Source organism: Mycobacterium sp. 663a-19 (assembly GCF_035616495.1).
Classification (GTDB): Bacteria; Actinomycetota; Actinomycetes; order Mycobacteriales; family Mycobacteriaceae; genus Mycobacterium.
This window is the reverse complement of record NZ_JAPJAV010000004.1, coordinates 213,228-230,004: the sequence shown is the minus strand read 5'-3', so window position 1 is coordinate 230,004 and position 16,777 is coordinate 213,228. Positions and strand designations below refer to the sequence as shown.

Annotated in this window: 16 protein-coding genes; 10 read left to right on the top strand and 6 right to left on the bottom strand. The window is 67.9% G+C overall.

Annotated elements, in window-relative coordinates:
• Positions 1 to 47: 47 nt before the first annotated feature.
• The 5 genes from OQ968_RS09785 to acsA are packed head-to-tail and all read right to left on the bottom strand — an operon-like array spanning position 48 to position 5,327.
• Positions 48 to 305 carry an acyl carrier protein gene (locus tag OQ968_RS09785; protein ID WP_324677120.1) on the bottom strand — a complete coding sequence of 86 codons (258 nt, stop codon included), beginning with the start codon at positions 303 to 305 and terminating at the stop codon, positions 48 to 50.
• Positions 306 to 311: 6 nt separating this feature from the next.
• Entirely contained in the window at positions 312 to 1,535 is a 1,224-nt protein-coding gene (locus OQ968_RS09780) for a dihydrolipoamide acetyltransferase family protein (protein WP_324677118.1), read from the bottom strand.
• Positions 1,532 to 2,509, bottom strand: a complete 978-nt coding sequence (locus OQ968_RS09775; RefSeq protein WP_324677116.1) for an alpha-ketoacid dehydrogenase subunit beta — start codon at positions 2,507 to 2,509, stop codon at positions 1,532 to 1,534. The genes OQ968_RS09780 and OQ968_RS09775 overlap by 4 nt, the downstream gene beginning before the upstream one ends.
• Positions 2,506 to 3,531, bottom strand: a complete 1,026-nt coding sequence (gene pdhA / locus OQ968_RS09770) for a pyruvate dehydrogenase (acetyl-transferring) E1 component subunit alpha (RefSeq protein ID WP_420715871.1) — start codon at positions 3,529 to 3,531, stop codon at positions 2,506 to 2,508. Before pdhA ends, OQ968_RS09775 begins: the two co-directional genes overlap by 4 nt.
• On the bottom strand, positions 3,528 to 5,327 hold the full coding sequence (acsA, locus tag OQ968_RS09765) for an acetate--CoA ligase (RefSeq protein WP_324677114.1): 1,800 nt from the start codon (positions 5,325 to 5,327) through the stop codon (positions 3,528 to 3,530). The genes pdhA and acsA overlap by 4 nt, the downstream gene beginning before the upstream one ends.
• A gap of 190 nt (positions 5,328 to 5,517) precedes the next feature.
• On the opposite strand from acsA, the gene OQ968_RS09760 reads away from it, so the two are divergent.
• Positions 5,518 to 6,504 (top strand): Acg family FMN-binding oxidoreductase, encoded by a 987-nt coding sequence (locus tag OQ968_RS09760; protein WP_324677112.1) that lies wholly within the window; start codon positions 5,518 to 5,520, stop codon positions 6,502 to 6,504.
• A gap of 11 nt (positions 6,505 to 6,515) precedes the next feature.
• Here the strand turns inward: OQ968_RS09760 and OQ968_RS09755 are convergent, their stop codons facing one another.
• Complete coding sequence (locus OQ968_RS09755; protein ID WP_324677110.1) at positions 6,516 to 7,241, bottom strand: VIT family protein; 726 nt, start codon at positions 7,239 to 7,241, stop codon at positions 6,516 to 6,518.
• Positions 7,242 to 7,370: 129 nt separating this feature from the next.
• Here OQ968_RS09755 and OQ968_RS09750 point away from each other — a divergent pair, with 129 nt between their 5' ends.
• From OQ968_RS09750 to OQ968_RS09710, 9 genes are all read left to right on the top strand, one after another.
• A complete protein-coding gene (locus OQ968_RS09750) occupies positions 7,371 to 8,183 on the top strand; it encodes a universal stress protein (RefSeq protein ID WP_324677109.1) in 813 nt (270 codons plus the stop codon).
• Positions 8,180 to 8,491 carry a hypothetical protein gene (locus OQ968_RS09745; protein WP_420715870.1) on the top strand — a complete coding sequence of 104 codons (312 nt, stop codon included), beginning with the start codon at positions 8,180 to 8,182 and terminating at the stop codon, positions 8,489 to 8,491. The genes OQ968_RS09750 and OQ968_RS09745 overlap by 4 nt, the downstream gene beginning before the upstream one ends.
• Before the next feature lie 136 nt (positions 8,492 to 8,627).
• Positions 8,628 to 9,065 carry an HSP20 family small heat-shock protein gene (locus OQ968_RS09740; protein WP_324677107.1) on the top strand — a complete coding sequence of 146 codons (438 nt, stop codon included), beginning with the start codon at positions 8,628 to 8,630 and terminating at the stop codon, positions 9,063 to 9,065.
• Between the two features lie 7 nt (positions 9,066 to 9,072).
• A complete protein-coding gene (locus OQ968_RS09735; protein WP_324677104.1) occupies positions 9,073 to 11,118 on the top strand; it encodes an erythromycin esterase family protein in 2,046 nt (681 codons plus the stop codon).
• Between the two features lie 21 nt (positions 11,119 to 11,139).
• Positions 11,140 to 12,120: a 1-phosphofructokinase family hexose kinase gene (locus tag OQ968_RS09730; protein WP_324677102.1), complete on the top strand. Its 981-nt coding sequence runs from the start codon at positions 11,140 to 11,142 to the stop codon at positions 12,118 to 12,120.
• Positions 12,121 to 12,270: 150 nt separating this feature from the next.
• The gene (locus tag OQ968_RS09725; protein ID WP_324677100.1) at positions 12,271 to 13,020 is read left to right on the top strand and encodes a universal stress protein; all 750 of its coding nucleotides are present in this window, start codon (positions 12,271 to 12,273) and stop codon (positions 13,018 to 13,020) included.
• The gene (locus OQ968_RS09720; RefSeq protein ID WP_420715869.1) at positions 13,013 to 13,891 is read left to right on the top strand and encodes a universal stress protein; all 879 of its coding nucleotides are present in this window, start codon (positions 13,013 to 13,015) and stop codon (positions 13,889 to 13,891) included. The genes OQ968_RS09725 and OQ968_RS09720 overlap by 8 nt, the downstream gene beginning before the upstream one ends.
• Positions 13,892 to 13,971: 80 nt before the next feature.
• Entirely contained in the window at positions 13,972 to 14,625 is a 654-nt protein-coding gene (locus OQ968_RS09715; protein WP_324677099.1) for a response regulator transcription factor, read from the top strand.
• 367 nt (positions 14,626 to 14,992) lie between these two features.
• Entirely contained in the window at positions 14,993 to 16,642 is a 1,650-nt protein-coding gene (locus tag OQ968_RS09710; protein ID WP_324677097.1) for a GAF domain-containing sensor histidine kinase, read from the top strand.
• Positions 16,643 to 16,777 lie beyond the last annotated feature (135 nt).

Genomic DNA, 16,777 nt, shown 5'->3' with positions numbered 1-16,777 from the left:
GGTCCTACCGCGCGGGGACAAAAGTTACCGTCGCGGATCGTCGGCGATCAGCCTGGAGGGCTGGACGCGTTCTTTTCCACATAGCCCACCACGTCGGCCAGCGTTCGCAGCGAGGCGTAGTCGGCTTCCGGAATGTCGACGTGCAACCGCCGATGGATGCCGCGCAGGAAGTTCAGCCAGTCCATGGAATCGAGGTCGACCTGATCCCGCAGCAGGACGTCGTCGCGGATGTCGTCGGGTTCGACCTCGGGGGCAATGGTCGTCAGCACGGACAGGACCGCGCCGCGGGTGTCTTCAGTGGTCATGGCGCATCACTTCTCTAGGAGATCGGGCTGCTGGAGCAACTCGTTGACTGCGGTGAGGAACAGCGCGCCGCGGTGGCCGTCGCTGGCCCGGTGGTCGGCGGCGAGGGTCGATTGCACGGCGGTGACGACCCGGATCCCCCCGTCGATCACGCACACCCGTTGGGCGGGCCTGCCGAACCCGACGATGGCCACCTGCGGCGGGTAGATCACGCCGAACACCTGGTCGACGCCCTGGTCGCCCAGGTTGGTCACCGTGATGGTCGGGTCCGACATCTCCGAACTGCGCAGCGAGAAGGAGCGGGCCCGCGCCACCAGATCGGTCAGGTCTTCCATCAACTCGTCCAGCTTCTTGTCCGGGACGTCGTGGATGGCCGGTGCGACGAGACCGCCGCCGCGCAGCGAGATCCCGACGCCGACGTGAACACCGGTCGCGGGCTGGAACCCTTCGTCTCGCCAGAATCCGTTGAAGTCGCCGAATCGTTGCGCGGCCATGCCCACGGCCTTCAGCAGCAAGACGGCCGGCAGCACCCGTTCGTCGATGGAACGCTGCGCATTTCGCGCGGTCAGCCAGCTCAGCGCGGTTTCCAGGATGATCTCGTCGGCGAGGTAGTAATGCGGAATCTCCCGCTTGCTCCGGCTCATCGCCGCGGCGATCGACTTGCGCATCTGCGTGGCGCGTTCGGCCGGCGAAGCCTTGGCCTGCGCTCTCGGGGCCGGCTTTTCGGCGGCGGCCGCGTGCTCGATCGTGGCGGCGGCGTGTTCGACGTCGCTGATGGTGACCGCGCCCTGCGGGCCGGTTCCGCTCACCGCGTCGATGTCGACGTGCAGCGATTGGGCCAGCCGACGCGCCGCCGGCGACACCCACCGACGATGTTGCGGGACACTCGGGGGAGCGGTGGGCGCCCCCCGGGGCGTCGAGGGTGCCACCGCCGGCTTTGCCGCGGGCGCGACCGCCGGCCGGGACCGTTTGCGGGCCGGTTTTTCCGCGCGCTCGCCCGGTTCCAGCAGCGTCGCCAATACCGTTCCCACCTGGACGGTTTCACCGACACCGATGATGAGCTCGCTGACCGTGCCCTCCTGCCAGCACTCGATTTCGACTGCGGCCTTGGTGGTTTCGACCACCGCCACGATCTGACCGCGGGTCACCTTGTCGCCGGGTTTGACCAACCATTCGTCCAGGGTGCCTTCGTCCATGTCGGAGCCCAGGGCGGGCATCTTGAACTCGATCATCGCGGTTCACCGAAGAGGCTTTGCACGGCGGCGACGATCTTGGCGGTCTGGGGCAGGGCCGCCTGCTCCAGGTGCTTCGCGTACGGCATGGGAACCTCGGTGCTGCACACCCGGGCGACGGGCGCGTCCAGGTCGTAGAACGCACCCTCCATCACTCGCGCCATGACCTCGGCCGCCAGACTGCCCGTGTGCCAGGCCTCGTCGACGACGACGGCGCGATGTGTCTTGCGCACGGATTCCAGGATGGTGTCGTCGTCGAGTGGGCGCAAGACCCGCAAATCGACTACCTCGCAGTCGATTCCGGACAGCGACAACTCGTTGGCGGCGTCCAGCGCCTTCGGGAGGGAGCCGCCGTAGGCGATGACGGTGACGTCGGCGCCGCCGCGGCGCACGGCCGCCCGCGAGATGTCCGTCGGGGTGAGAGCCTCGGCGTCGGTCGACGTGTTGTACAGCTGGACGTGCTCGAAGATCACCACCGGATCCGGGTCGGCCAGCGCCGGGCCGAGCATCCCGTAGGCGTCTTCGACGGTGGCCGGCGCCACCACCTTGATGCCCGGGATGTGCGCATACCAGGGCTCGAGGCTGTGCGAATGCTGGGCGGCCAACTGCCGCCCAGCCCCGGTGGCCATGCGGACGACGAGCGGCACCGAGAATTGACCACCCGACATATGGCGAAGCGCGGCAGCGGTATTGACGACCTGGTCGAGCGCCAGCAGGCTGAAGTTCACCGTCATGACTTCCACGATCGGTCGAAGCCCGTTGAGCGCGGCGCCGATTCCGATCCCGACGAAGCCGAGTTCGGACAGCGGGGTGTCGCGCACCCGCTCCGGGCCGAACTCGTCCAGCAGGCCCTTGGAGGCGGCGTAGGTTCCGCCGTAGCGTCCGACGTCCTCACCCATCAGCACGACGCGCGGGTCGTCGCGCAGCGCGTCGCGAATCGCGTCGTGCACGGCGGTGCGGTAGGTGATCTTCATTTCGCCGCCTCCGGGGTCATCACGTCGCGCTCGAGATCGGCCACGTCCTCCCATGTTCCGGCCTCGGCGAACGCCACCGCCTCGTCGATCTCGGTGGCGGCCGCATCCTCGATCTCGCGCACGTCGGCCGCCGACAGCGTGCCGTCCTCCAGGCATTTTGCGGTGAATGTCTGGATCGGGTCGCGCTCGCGCCACCGGGCCACTTCGGCCTTGTCCCGATACAGTTCCGGGTCGAACATCGAATGCGCGCGGAACCGGTAGGTGCGGAACTCGATGAAGAACGGGCCGCCGGTGTCGCGGACGTGATCGACACCCTGTTGCGCGGCGGTGTGGCAGGCCTCGACGTCCATCCCGTCGACGGCCAGCGTCGGGACGCGGTATGCGGCCGCTTTGACGGTGAGGTCGGTCTGCGACTGCGCCCGCTCCAGCGCGGTGCCCATCGCGTAAAGGTTGTTCTCGCAACAGAACAACACCGGCAGGTTCCACAGGGCGGCCATGTTCAACGACTCGTGAAACGCGCCCTCGGCCACCGCGCCGTCGCCGAAGTAGCAGGCGGTCACCCGCTTCTGCTGCAGCATGGCGTCCGCCAGCGCGATGCCCACCGCCAGCGGCAGGCCGCCGGCGACGATCGCGTTACCGCCGTAGAAGCGCTTGGCCGCGTCGAACAGGTGCATCGACCCGCCGCGCCCGCGCGAGCAGCCCTCCTGCTTGCCGAACATCTCGGCCATGATCGAGGTCATCGGTATCCCGCGCAGCAGCGCGTGCGCGTGCTCGCGGTAGGTCGCCACCACCGCGTCATCGTCGGCCAGCGCGCGCAGCGAGCCCGCGGCGACGGCCTCCTGCCCGACGTAAAGGTGCAGGAATCCGCGAATCTTCGCCGCGCTGTACAGTTCCGCGCACTTCTCCTCCATGCGGCGCACGCGAACCATGTCGGACAACAGTTCGTGCGCCAGCTTCACGCCGGCCGCCGGGCGCCGCCCCTCCTCATCGCTTCGCTTTGCATCGTCGCTGGCGCGGGTCATGACGGCACCCCTTCGGCATGGTGGTCGGGTTGTCGCTCGACGGTGGACGTGTCGCCCTCGGGCAACCCGAGCTCGCGAGCCTTCAGCAGCCGCCGCATGATCTTGCCGCTGCTGGTGTGCGGCAACGTGTCGACGAACTCGAGTTCCTTGGGCGCCACGGCGGCCCCGAGCCGCTTGCGCGCGTGGCCTATCAGTTCCAGGCGCAGGTCCTCGTCGCCGACGACGCCGTTCTTCAGTGTGACAAAGGCTTTGATCATCTCGCCCATCGTCGGGTCGGGCTTGCCGATGACCGCCGCCTCGGCGACGGCCGGATGATCGGTGAGCGCGCTCTCCACCTCGAAGGGGCCGATCAGGTGTCCGGCGGACTTGATCACGTCGTCCTTGCGTCCGACGAACCAGAAGTAGCCGTCCGCGTCCTTCTCGGCGAGATCCCCTGTCAGATAGAGCCCGTCGGCGAAGCAGCTCCGGTATCGCTCCGCATTGTCCAGGTAGCCGTGGAACATCGACGGCCAGCCCGGCTTGAGGGCGAGCTCACCCTCCACCCCGGGCTCGTCGACGACCGTCGTCGTGCCGTCGTCGTTGTGGCGCACGATGTACGCGTCCACGCCGGGCAGCGGCCGGCCCATCGAGCCGGGCTTGATATCGAACGCGGGGGTGTTCGCGATCATGATGCCGCCCGTCTCGGTCTGCCACCAATTGTCGTGAATCGGCAAGCCCAGCACGCGCTTTCCCCACCACACCGCCTCCGGGTTGAGCGGCTCACCCACGCTGGCGATGAAACGAAGCCGCGGAAAGCGGTAGTGCGCCGGCAGTTCGGCGCCCGCCTTGATCAGCATCCTGATCGCGGTCGGCGCGGTGTACCACACCGACACCCCCTGGTCCTGCAGGATCCCGTACCACCGCTCGGCGTCGAACTCGGCCTCGTCGACGATAGAGGTGACGCCGTGCAGCAGCGGGCTGATGATGCCGTAGGAGGTTCCGGTGACCCAGCCGGGATCGGCCGTGCACCAATAGGTGTCGTCGGGATGCAGGTCGAGCGCGTACAGGCCGGTGACGTAGTGCATCGCGACGGCGCCGTGCACGTGGATGGCGCCCTTCGGGGTGCCGGTGGTGCCGCTGGTGAAGTGCAGCAGCGCCGGGTCATCCGCGGTCGTCGGCTCGATCGGTGCGTTCTCGTTGGCCGCGTTCATCCAGTTCCAGAAGTTCAGCGTTCCGGGCAGCTGGACGTCGGCCTTGCCCTCGTCGACGACCAAGACGTGCCGGACCGACGGCATCCGGTCACGAATCTTGGCGATCTTGCGCTGGTGGATCGCCAGGGTGGTGACCAGCACGTCGGCCTGCCCGATGTTGACCCTGGTGGCGATGGGTTCGGGGCCGAACGCCGAAAACAACGGCGAAACGATGCTGCCGTTCCGCAACGCACCGAGCATGGTGATGTAGAGCTCGGGGATGCGGCCCATGATCGTGAACACGCGGTTGCCCTTGTTGATCCCGAGCGAGCGCAGCACCCCGGAGAATCGGTTGGCGAGCCGGCCGAGCTCCGCGTAGCTGAGATCCCGGGTGGCGGTCGCACCGTCCCAACCCTTGTCGGTGACGAACCGCAACGCCGTGCGTCTTGCGTTCGGGCCCGTCGCGTGGCGGTCGACCGCGGCGTAGGCGATGTTGCACCCACCGGCCCCCATGCCCTCGCACAACGCAGGGACATCGGACCAGCGGAACTGTGCGCGCGCCCGCTCGTAGTCCGAGAGGTTGGGCTGCACGCGGCAGTCGTGGGGCGTTTTGCGGATGATGTCCATGACGGGTCCTAGATCGCGTGCAGCCGTTTTGCTTGGGCGTCTTCATCGTTTGCCGGGCGCTTCGCGCCGCAATAGAGAAGAAAGTCATCACTGCGCGCGCGTTTCGTCCCCGAGGCTTGTTCGGGACCTAGGACTCTGGCGCCGCTCGCTCGCATGCGCGAGGGTCGTAGGCATACGGGAGGTGAAGACGATGACCCAAACGGTGGCGGACCCCAAGGTGATCACGACGGCGATCGAGTTGGCATGTCGCGCTCCCTCGCTGCACAACAGTCAGCCGTGGCGGTGGGTTGCCGGCCCGGGCGGCGTGGACCTGTTCGTCGACCCGGAGAGGAAGGTGACGGCGACGGACAGGTCGGGGCGCGAGGCGATCATGAGCTGTGGCGCCGCGCTGGATCACTTCCGGGTGGCGATGGGCGCGGTCGGCTGGGAGACCAGCGTCGAGCAGTTTCCCAACCCGAACGATCTCGACCACCTCGCCTCGATGGACTTCGCCTCGGTCGACTACGTGGCGCCGGCCCGGCGCGAGCGCGCCGACGCGATATTGCGTCGCCGGACCAACCGGCTGCCGTTCCGTGCGCCCAAGCACTGGTCGTCGTTCGAACCGGTGCTGCGCAGCTCCTTCGACACCGATCTCGTCGCCCTCGACGTGCTGGCCGACGATGCGCGACCGCGGTTGGCGGAAGCCTCTCGCCTCACCGAGGCGCTGCGCCGCTACGACGACCGATACCACCGCGAATTGGATTGGTGGACATCGCCGTTGCGACACGCGGAGGGGATACCCGAGAGCGCGCTCCTGTCGGAGCCGGACGACCGCCGGGTCGACGTGAACCGCCGGTTCCCCGTCGATCCCCTCGACGAGCGCAGCTCCGCCGGCGCCTACGACGAGGCCAAAATCCTGGTGCTGTCCACACCCAGGAACACTCGCGCCGATGCCCTGAATTGCGGCGAGGCGCTGTCGGCGGTCCTGCTCGAGTGCACGATGGCGGGGCTGGCGACCTGCCCGGTCACGCACGTCACCGAGCTGGAATCCAGCCGCGAATTGGTTCGGGATCTCACCAGCGGCCCCGCGGCCGTACCCCAGGTCCTGATCCGGGTCGGCATCGCGCCCGAGGAGGAGTTGGCCCCCGAGCCGACGCCGCGGAGACCCCTCGACGAAGTTCTGCAGATCCGCCGCTAAAGACCCGTGCGTCAGCCGATTGCGGTGCCGAACAGGTGCCCGACGCCGTAGGTGAACGCCAGGCCCGCGGCACCACCGATGACGATGCGCAGCACCGCGCGGTGAACGTTGCCGCCGCCGATGCGGGCGCTCAGCGCGCCCGCGAGCCCCAGGGCGACCAGCACGGCGACGAACGCCACCGGAACCCGCCATGCCACCGGCGGCAGCAGAATCGCCAGCAGCGGCAGCACCGCGCCGGCGACGAACGAGGTCGCGGACGCCGCCGACGCCTGCCACGGATTGGCCAGTTCCTCGGGGTTGATGTTGAGCTCGGCGTGGGCGTGCGCGGTGAACGCATCGTGCGCGGTCAACTCGTCGGCCACCTGCGCCGCGGTCTCCGGCGACAGGCCCTTGGCCTCGAAGATGGCGGTGAGTTCGGCCAGTTCGGTGTCGGGCATGTGGCGCAGTTCGTGGCGCTCCTGGGCCAGCAGGGCCTGCTCGCTGTCGCGTTGGCTGGACACGGAGATGTATTCGCCCAACGCCATCGACACCGCGCCGGCGACCAGGCCGGCCAGCCCGGCGGTGAAGATCGGGCCGCGCTGCGTCGTGGCCCCCGCGACGCCGAGCACGATGCCGGCCACCGAGACGATGCCGTCGTTGGCGCCCAGCACCGCGGCGCGCAGCCAATTCAAGCGTGTCGATGTGCCGTGAGCGTGCGGTTCGGCCGGATGGATGTCGTCTCGCTGATCGTCAACCACGGTGTAAAGCCAATAGCATTGCCGCCCGTCTCGCCAGCTAGCAAAGCCTCACCAAAGTCGCACGTTAACGGCTGCGCGGGGGAACGGTATCCGGGCGGCATGGGTAAGTCGTAGCCTTCGGTACGGGAGGTGACCGTGTTCGACAGGTATCCACCGAAGTCGGTCGTGGTCGGTGTCGACGGATCCCACGCGGCGATTCGCGCCGCGCGGTGGGCGGTAGACGAGGTGGCCGGCACGGACATTCCGCTGCGCCTGCTCTACGTGACCGAGGCGGACCGGGGTGCCGGCCCGCTCGAGGCACGAGCGGCGCTGGCGGCGGCCGAGGAGGTCGTCCACGAGGCGTACAGCGCGGTCGACGCGATGGGCAAGCCGCTGAAGGTCGAGACCGAAGTTCTGCACGGGCTCCCGGTGCCGGCGCTGATCGCGGCTTCACGTTCGACGTCATTGCTCTGCGTCGGGGACACCGGAGCCGCGCAGCACCCGGACGCCTGGTTGGGTTCCACCGCAAGGGAATTGGCGCGGCTGGGCCATTGCTCGGTCGCGATCGTCCGGGGTGGGGGTCGGGGCGTGGGCGCGACGGGCGGCGATTGGATCGTCGCGCTCGTGGACGAGTCGCCGGATGGCATCGACGTTCTGCAGATGTCGATCCACGAGGCGCGGCACCGACGCGCCCCGCTGCGGGTGTTGACGGCGGCACCAACCGGCGAGTCCCACGTGAGGCGCTGCATCGCCGACTACCCCGAGGCCGAGATCGACATGGTCGCCTTGGAGGGTTCTTTCGTCGACCATCTCGCCGAGCATGCCTCCGCCGTCCAACTGGTCATGATCGGCGCCGCCCGCACCGCCGACGTGGGGGAGTTGCTGGGCGGCGCCGGCGCTTTGCGCCTGCGGGACAGCGATTTCTCCTTGCTGGTCGTCGGGTTGCAACGGCCGGGCCGATGACAGATGTGACTTTCGTCCCTATCGCCGCGCGCTCATCGCCCGAAATGATGCGGAGCGAAATGACCTCTCCGCCTTTCGATCCACCGTTGCCGACGGATTCGGACATCGACGCGCTCGTGTGGCAATTCACGAATTCGGCCTATGCCGACGACATCTATGCGGATTGGCCGCTGGATCGGCGTCTCGACGGCTTTCTCCGTGACCGCGGACTCTCCCGCATCGCCGAGGACGGCGATGCATACGGTCTCGTCCTCAACCGTGTCATGGCCTACATCGGTGCCACGTCCCGACGGGTGCGGCGCCGATAAGCCGTCTTAGTCGGCGCCGTCTCGTGAGTGCTGACGAACGACCTACGCTCGGGTGACTTCGGTCCCTTTCGGCGATCGCTCCTGATTGGTGCGATGGAATCGCAAGCATCTCAAGTCTCGAAGTCAGGAGGCACTCATGGGCACCGTTTCGGTTCGGCGCCAGCCGATGTCGCTCTTCCCCGAGTTTTCGGAGTTGTTCGGCAGCTTCCCTTCCCTGGCCGGGCTGCGCCCTGCCTTCGACACCCGCGTGATGCGGCTCGAGGACGAGATGAAGGATGGCCGTTACGTCGTACGTGCGGAGATGCCGGGCATCGACCCCGCGAAGGACGTCGACATTACGGTGCGCGATGGTCAACTGACCATCAAGGCCGAGCGTAGCGAGAAGAAGGACTTCGACGGGAGGTCGGAATTCACCTACGGCTCGTTTGCCCGCACCGTGTCCCTGCCGGCCGGCGCTGACGAAGACAGCATCGAAGCCACCTACGACAAGGGCATCCTCACTGTGTCGGTGGGGGTTTCGGAGCCGAAGCCAGTCGAGCGGCGCATCGAGGTCCAGTCCGCCAACGGCAACTGACCCTTCGATGACCCGAGCAGCTGATATCGCCCGCCGGTCTCCGCGGCGCGTCTTCCGGGACCGCCGCGAGGCCGGCCGGGTGCTGGCGGACCTTCTCACCGGCTACCGCGACCGACCGGATGTGATCGTCCTGGGCCTGGCGCGCGGTGGCATACCCGTCGCGTGGGAGGTGGCGGCCGCGCTGCATGCCCCGTTGGACGCCTTCATCGTTCGCAAACTCGGCGCCCCCGGCCAGGAGGAATTCGCCGTCGGGGCGTTGGCGAGCGGGGGACGCGTCGTGATCAACGACGACGTCGTGCGGGGTTTGCGGATCACGCCGCAGCAGTTGCGCGACATCGCCGAGAGCGAGGGCCGGGAGCTGGGCCGGCGGGAGGCCGCCTATCGCGACGGACGTCCGCCCGTCGATGTGGCGGGCAAGACGGTGATCCTGGTCGACGACGGTCTGGCCACCGGCGCGAGCATGTTCGCCGCGGTCCAGGCGCTGGCCGAGGCCCAGCCCGCCCACATCGTGATCGCGGTGCCCGCGGCGCCCGAGTCGACCTGCCGGGAGTTCGGCGGCCTCGTCGACGAGGTCGTGTGCGCGAGCATGCCCACGCCGTTTCTCGCGGTCGGGGAGTCGTTCTGGGATTTCCGCCAGGTGACCGACGAGGAGGTTCGCCAGCTGCTCGCCACCCCGACGACGGGCCCCGCCACAGCGTCCGCGGCCAAGCCCGAGGCCCGGACCCCCGCCGAGGCGGTCAGCAGGGTCGCGATCGACGCCCCCGCGGGTGTCCCGCCGCGCGCGGCATTGGAGGAGCTGATAGGCGACGCCCGCGTCGTGCTGATCGGCGAGAGTTCGCACGGCACTCACGAGTTCTACGCGGCCCGGGCCGAGATCACGAAATGGCTGATCGAGGAGAAGGGCTTCTGCGCCGTCGCAGCGGAGGCGGACTGGCCGGACGCCTACCGGGTGAATCGGTACGTTCGCGGCCTGGGCGAGGACGAGACCGCCGACGAGGCGTTGAGCGGGTTCGAACGGTTTCCGGCCTGGATGTGGCGCAACACCGTCGTCCGCGACTTCGTCGAGTGGCTGCGGACGCGCAACCGGGCGTCGAACGGTCGGCAACCGGCGGGCTTCTACGGCCTGGACCTGTACAGCCTGCACCGGTCGATGCAAGAGGTGATCGCCTACCTCGACAAGATCGACCCGAGGGCGGCGGAGCGGGCCCGGGAGCGTTACGCGTGCTTCGACCACACGTCGGCCGATGACGGCCAGGCGTACGGGTTCGCGGCGGCCTTCGGCGCCGGCCCGTCGTGCGAAAGGCAGGCCATCGAGCAGCTGGTCGACATCCAGCGCAACGCGTTGGCCTACGCGCGCCGGGACGGGCTGCTCGCCGAGGACGAGCTGTTCTACGCCGAGCAGAACGCGCAAACCGTCCGCAATGCGGAGGTGTACTACCGCGCGATGTTCGGCGGTCGCGTCACCTCGTGGAATCTGCGTGACCAACACATGGCGCAGACTCTCGAGGCGCTGCTGAAACACCTCGATCGCCACCGTGACGCCGGATCGGCGCGAATAGTGGTGTGGGCCCACAACTCTCACATCGGGGACGCGCGGGCGACCGAAGTGTGGGCCGACGGGCAGCTCACGCTCGGTCAACTCGTCCGTCAGCGATACGGCGACGAGTCGCGACTGATCGGATTGAGCACCTACGACGGAACCGTCACGGCCGCCAGCGAATGGGGCGGCGTTGCTGAACGAAAGGCCGTTCGGCCGGCGCTCAACGGCAGCATCGAGGAGCTGCTGCACGAGACGGGCAGGGACGCGTTCCTGGTATCGCCGCGCATCAGTCCGGAAGCCGCGGAGCCGCTCGGCGTCGTGCGATTGGGACGCGCCATCGGCGTGATCTACCTGCCCGCCACGGAACGGCAAAGCCACTACTTCCATGTCCGGCCCGCCGACCAATTCGACGCGATGATCCACATCGACAGAACGCGGGCGCTCGAACCGCTCGAGCCCACGAGCCTGTGGATCGCCGGCGAAACGCCGGAAACGTATCCGACGGGGCTGTAACCGACGACGAGCGGAGTTCACATGGAGACGCCAGCCGAGCCGGTTTCCCGCCCGGCGCAGATCGTCACGTTGACCATGAACCCGGCGCTGGACGTCACCACAAGCGTCGACGCGGTGCGGCCGACGGACAAATTACGTTGCGAGACAACGCGTTACGACCCCGGCGGTGGCGGGATCAACGTCGCACGCGTCGCGCATGTCCTTGGTGCATCGGTGACGGCCGTGTTTCCCGCCGGCGGGGCGACCGGCGATGTCGTCATGTCACTTCTCAATGATGCGGAGGTGCCCTTTCAACACGTCCCTATCAATCCGCCGACGCGCGAGAGTTTCACCGTCAACGAGACCAGCACCGGCCAGCAGTACCGCTTCGTCCTTCCCGGGCCGCGGCTGACGTTCACGGAACAGACCCGATGTCTCGACCTGCTGCGAATCTCGGCGGAGTCGGCCCAATTCGTCGTGGCGAGCGGGAGTCTGCCGCCGGGCGTGCCGCCCGACTTCTATCAGCGCGTCGCCGACGTCTGCGCCGGCCTGGGCGCCCGGTTGATCCTGGACACCTCCGGTCGCGGCCTGCGATGCGTTTCCTCGGGCGTGTACCTGCTCAAGGCGAGCGTGCGCGAACTGCGGGAATGTGTCGGGCGTCCGCTGACCACCGAGCCGGAACAGTTCGACGCCGCACATGGACTCATCGAAAGCGGCCGCGCGCAGGTGGTGCTGGTGTCGCTGGGATCTCATGGCGCGCTGCTTGCGACGCCGGAGGCGAGCCAGCGATTCCCCGCGATCCCGATGGGTTTCGGCAGCGGCGTCGGGGCGGGTGACGCGATGGTCGGCGCCATCGCGACGGGACTGAGCCTCGGCTGGCCACTGGTCAAGTCCGTGCGGTGGGGGATCGCGGCGGGCGCGGCCATGCTGATGACACCCGGCACCGCGGTGTGCAACCGAGCCGACGTGGAGAAGCTGTTCGCCCTGTCCGCGGAGCCCTCCGACATGGCGCGATCCTGCTGAGTCTGCGGTTTTCTGGTTCAGCCCCGCCGCCGGGGACGAATGGACGCCGATCTGAGGCCTAAGGACTCCTGCGCGAACAGGCCCGGCCGAAATAGCGTGGCATCAGGGCGAGCTGTGATCGACCGTCAACCAGCGAGTCAGGGAGTGTCCATGAATCGGCTGCACGCGAAGTCGGTGGTCGTGGGCATCGACGGATCGCAAGCCGCGGTCAACGCCGCCAAGTGGGCGGTCGAAGAGGCGGTCAACCGGCAAATCCCCGTTCGCCTCGTCCATGTCGTGGGGCGCAAGGGGATTTCGGACTGGCAGGTCGAGTGTGGTGAAACGGCGCTCGGCCAGGCGGAAGTCGCCGTGCAGGGCGTGGGAAGGCCGGTGGAGGTCGAAACGGTTCTGCTCTCCGGCGACCCCGAGCAGGTGTTGATCGACGAATCGCGGGATGCGGCGCTGGTCTGTGTCGGCACCGACCAACGCGGGTGGGCGGCCGGCAAGTTGCTGGGCGCCACCGAGGCCGCATTGGCCACGCGCGCACGTTGCCCGGTGGCGATCATCCGGACCAACCCCGACGGAACGACGGCGAGGCCCGGTGTGATCACGGTCGTGCTCAACGACGAGCCCGACAACGACGAGGTGGTGCACCAGGCCATGGAGGAAGGACGGCGGCGCAACGCCACGGTGCGGCAGATCGATCGGCGAGTGAACAGCTGGGTCCGACGCTATCCGGACGTCCCCGTCCAGGTCGTCGCCGCGGGAACCGGCACGAAATCCACCGAAAACCACAGCAACGCAATCGAACTGGCCGTCGTCGGCAGGGCCGACGCCGAGCAGATCGCCGAGCTTGCCACCCCCAACAGCCACCCGATCGTGGGCTATCCCGACTGCTCGGTGCTGATCGTCCGTGACTGAATCCGAAAGCCTGATGACCGAGCCGCCCGTGCCGCGGCCAGTCGTCGTCGGCGTCGACGGCTCACCGGCGGCGATACGCGCGGCGCTCTGGGCGGTCGACGAAGCGCTGAGCCGTGACGTTCCGCTGCGCCTGCTCTACGCGATAGAGCAGCCGAATGCCCGGGAGGCGGGGCCGGGGGACCTGGCGCACCAGCTCTCGGTCGCCGAAACCGCGGTGGGCCGCGCGGTCGCGGCGATCGAAGCCACCGGCAAGCCCGTGAAGATCGAAACGGAGATCGCCCAGGGTCCGCCGATCGCGTCGTTGGTCCGGGCGTCCGCGGCGGCCGCCCTGGTGTGTGTCGGCGCATTCGGGCTCCGGCATTTCCGGCCAGGCCGGGTGGGATCGACCGCCGAAGCCCTGGCGATTTCGGCGCACTGCCCGGTCGCCATCATCCGCGGCCACGACGGTCGAGGCGGACGGGCGGAGCACCCGCTCGTCGTCGAGGTGGACGGGTCGCCGGACAACGGCGTATTGCTGGGCGCCGCAATGGAAGAGGGCCGGCTACGCAACGCCACCGTTCGGGCAATCACCTGCCGCCGGACCGCGCGGGGCGACGCGACGACAGAAGGCGACGACGACCGCGCGGCGCGCGCCGACCTGGATCGGCGGCTGGCCCGGTGGAAGCGTCGCTACCCGGATCTGCGGGTCGAGTCGGCGGTGGTACACGGCACCCTGCTGGAGTATCTGGCCCGCAATCACCGATCCGTGGGCGTCGTGATGATCGGCGCACACAACCGTCAGCACGTGCGGGAACTCGTCGGACCGGTCGGCAGCGCAATCCTGCAGGAGGCCGACTGCTCGCTGCTTGTCGTCAATCGCCAGCATTTGTGAAAGTGCATTTGGGAGAATCGGGGATATCGAGACGGGCCTCGATGATCCTTGCCCCGAGCGACCGGCAGGAAGGACTGGCAATGGTGAAGGTTTTCCTGGTCGACGACCATGAGGTGGTTCGGCGCGGCCTTGCCGATCTGCTCGCGTCGGACCCCGACCTGGAAGTTATCGGGGACGCGGGCTCGGTGTCCGAGGCGATGGTGCGGATCCCGGCGGCGAAGCCCGACGTCGCCGTCCTCGACGTGCGGCTCCCGGACGGCAACGGGATCGAGCTGTGCCGCGACCTGCTGTCGGAAATCCCGGGGCTGCGGTGTCTGATGCTGACGTCGTTCACCTCCGATGAGGCGATGCTCGAAGCGATCCTGGCCGGCGCCAGCGGCTACGTCGTCAAGGACATCAGGGGGATGGAGCTGGCCCAAGCGATCAAGGACGTCGGCGCGGGCAAGTCGCTGCTGGATAACCGGGCGGCCGCCGCGCTGATGGCCAAACTCCGCGGCGCCGCCGAGCACAACGACCCGCTCTCCGGCCTGACCGAGCGGGAGCGAACCCTGCTCGCGCTGCTCAGCGAGGGCCTGACCAACAGGCAGATCGCCGCCCGGATGTTCCTGGCCGAGAAAACCGTCAAGAATTATGTATCGCGTTTGCTGGCCAAGCTCGGCATGGAGCGGCGGACCCAAGCCGCGGTGTTTGCTTCGAAGTTGGGCCAGCGCTCGGCCCCGCACGCGCCGCGCTGATCGCGACGCCGCTGCGCGGCGCGGGCTTTCTTAGGTCCGGCTTAGTCCGTGAAGATGCGAGACTGCGCCCGCGGAAGTTCGCCCGTGGTGGTTTCAACGGTGTTTTCGGTGTACTAGCGGCAATGCGCAGCGAAGCCGCCATTCGCAAAATGGGTATTTTCGATGTATTGACGAAACGCGCTTATGCGCTTCACGTTGAACGCCTAAGCTGGCGGAAGGCACCCTGGTATTGCGTTTTGTACTCGCAATTTCGCGCGTACTCGAGTTGCCGGTAAGCCGAACTGTCGTGGAGGTATCGGGTCGGGTGGCCAGCGAGGAAAGCGGCTCAGCTTTTGCTGGGCTAGGCCAGCGCGGGTTGGTCAGCAGGATGCATGAGCAACTCGATGAGTTGCTGGCGGCGCGCGACCAAATGGAGCAGCTGCTGCAGGTGATCATCGAGATCGGCTCGGATCTCGATGTGAACGCAACGCTGCGCCGGATCGTCCGCGCGGCCAGAAAATTGACGTCGGCCCCCTATGCGGCCCTGGCCATCCGTGACCCCGACGGCATGTTGATGTCGTTTGTGCACGACGGAGTGGACGCGGAGACGGCGCAACGAATCGGGCCGCTACCGGTCGGCAAGGGGCTCCTCAGCCTGTCGCTGCTCGACACGCCGGCGCTGCGCCTGGACGATCTGACCAAACACCCGGCCGCGGTCGGATTTCCACCGCATCATCCGGCGATGCAAGCGTTCCTCGGTGTGCCCATCACCATCCGCGGGACGATCTTCGGCAACCTGTATCTGACCCACGACGAGCCGGGCAGGCGGTTCTCCGAACCCGATGAGGTCGCCGCCCGCGCGTTGGCGTTCGCGGCGGCGGTCGCGATCGACAACGCCCAACTATTCGAGCGCGAACGCACGTCGGTGAAGTGGATGGACGCCAGTCGGGAGATCACGACCGCGCTGCTGTCCGGCGTCGAGTCCGATGTACCCCCCTTGCAGTTGATCGCCGAATGCGCGTGCGCTCTCACCGAAGCCGAACAGGCCATCGTGCTCGTCCCGGTCGATCCCGACCTGTCCATCGATGAAATCGACACGCTCTTCGTATCCGCGGCGGTGGGACGGAACGCTTCCGAGGTCATCGGCCAACGGATTCCGGTGGACGGCTCCACGAGCGGTGATGTCTTCCGCTCCGGGAAGCCGTTGATCACCGAAGCGCTGAGTCACCCGATTCAGGCGTTCACCGATGTCGGGCAACGCTCCGCGATTCTGATGCCGCTGCGGGCCCACGACGAGGTCGCCGGAGTGATCGCCATCGCCCGCGGCGCGGCGCAGCCACCGTTCGACGACAGCTACCTCGACCTGGTGAGCGATTTCGCCACCCACGCGGCGATAGCCCTCATGCTGGCGTCCGGGCGCGAGCACGCGCGCCAGCTGGCGCTCGTGGCCGAGCGTGAGCGCATCGCGCACGACTTGCACGATCACGTCATCCAAAGACTGTTCGCGGCTGGCATGGATCTGCAGGGAACGGTCGCACGGGCGCGCTCGCCGGAGGTGATCGACCGGCTCAACCGCACGCTGGACGACCTCCAAACCATAATCGAGGAAATCCGCACGACCATCTTCCAGCTGAAATCCCCGGCGGAGAACGAGGGCAGCTTCCGGAATCGGATTCAACGGGTTCTCACCGATCTCACCGAAAACCGTGACATCGTCACCACCTTGCGCATGCACGGGCCGACGACCGCCGTGGGCGGCGAGCTTGCCGAGCACGCCGAAGCGGTTGCCGCCGAGGCCGTCAGCAACGCCGTCCGGCACTCCGGGGCCTCACGGGTGACCGTCGAGGTCGATGTCGCCGACATGTTGACGCTCGACATCGCCGACGACGGATGCGGCATTCCCGTCGACAATCCGCGCCGCAGCGGCCTTGCCAACATGTTGTACCGCGCCGAACAGGTCGGCGGCCGTTGCGAGATCTCCAATCAACCGGCGGGCGGTACCCGGGTTCGCTGGACCGCTCCGCTGACAGTTCACTAAGCCGCGGCGGTGCGGGACCATTGGCTCAGGGGCAGGGCCCAACGGCCCTGCCGAATCGCTTGGGCCGCGCATAACGTCATACCTAGTCGATGCAGCGGGTAGCGGCGCTGCGAGGATCTGCCCGATTGTCTTACC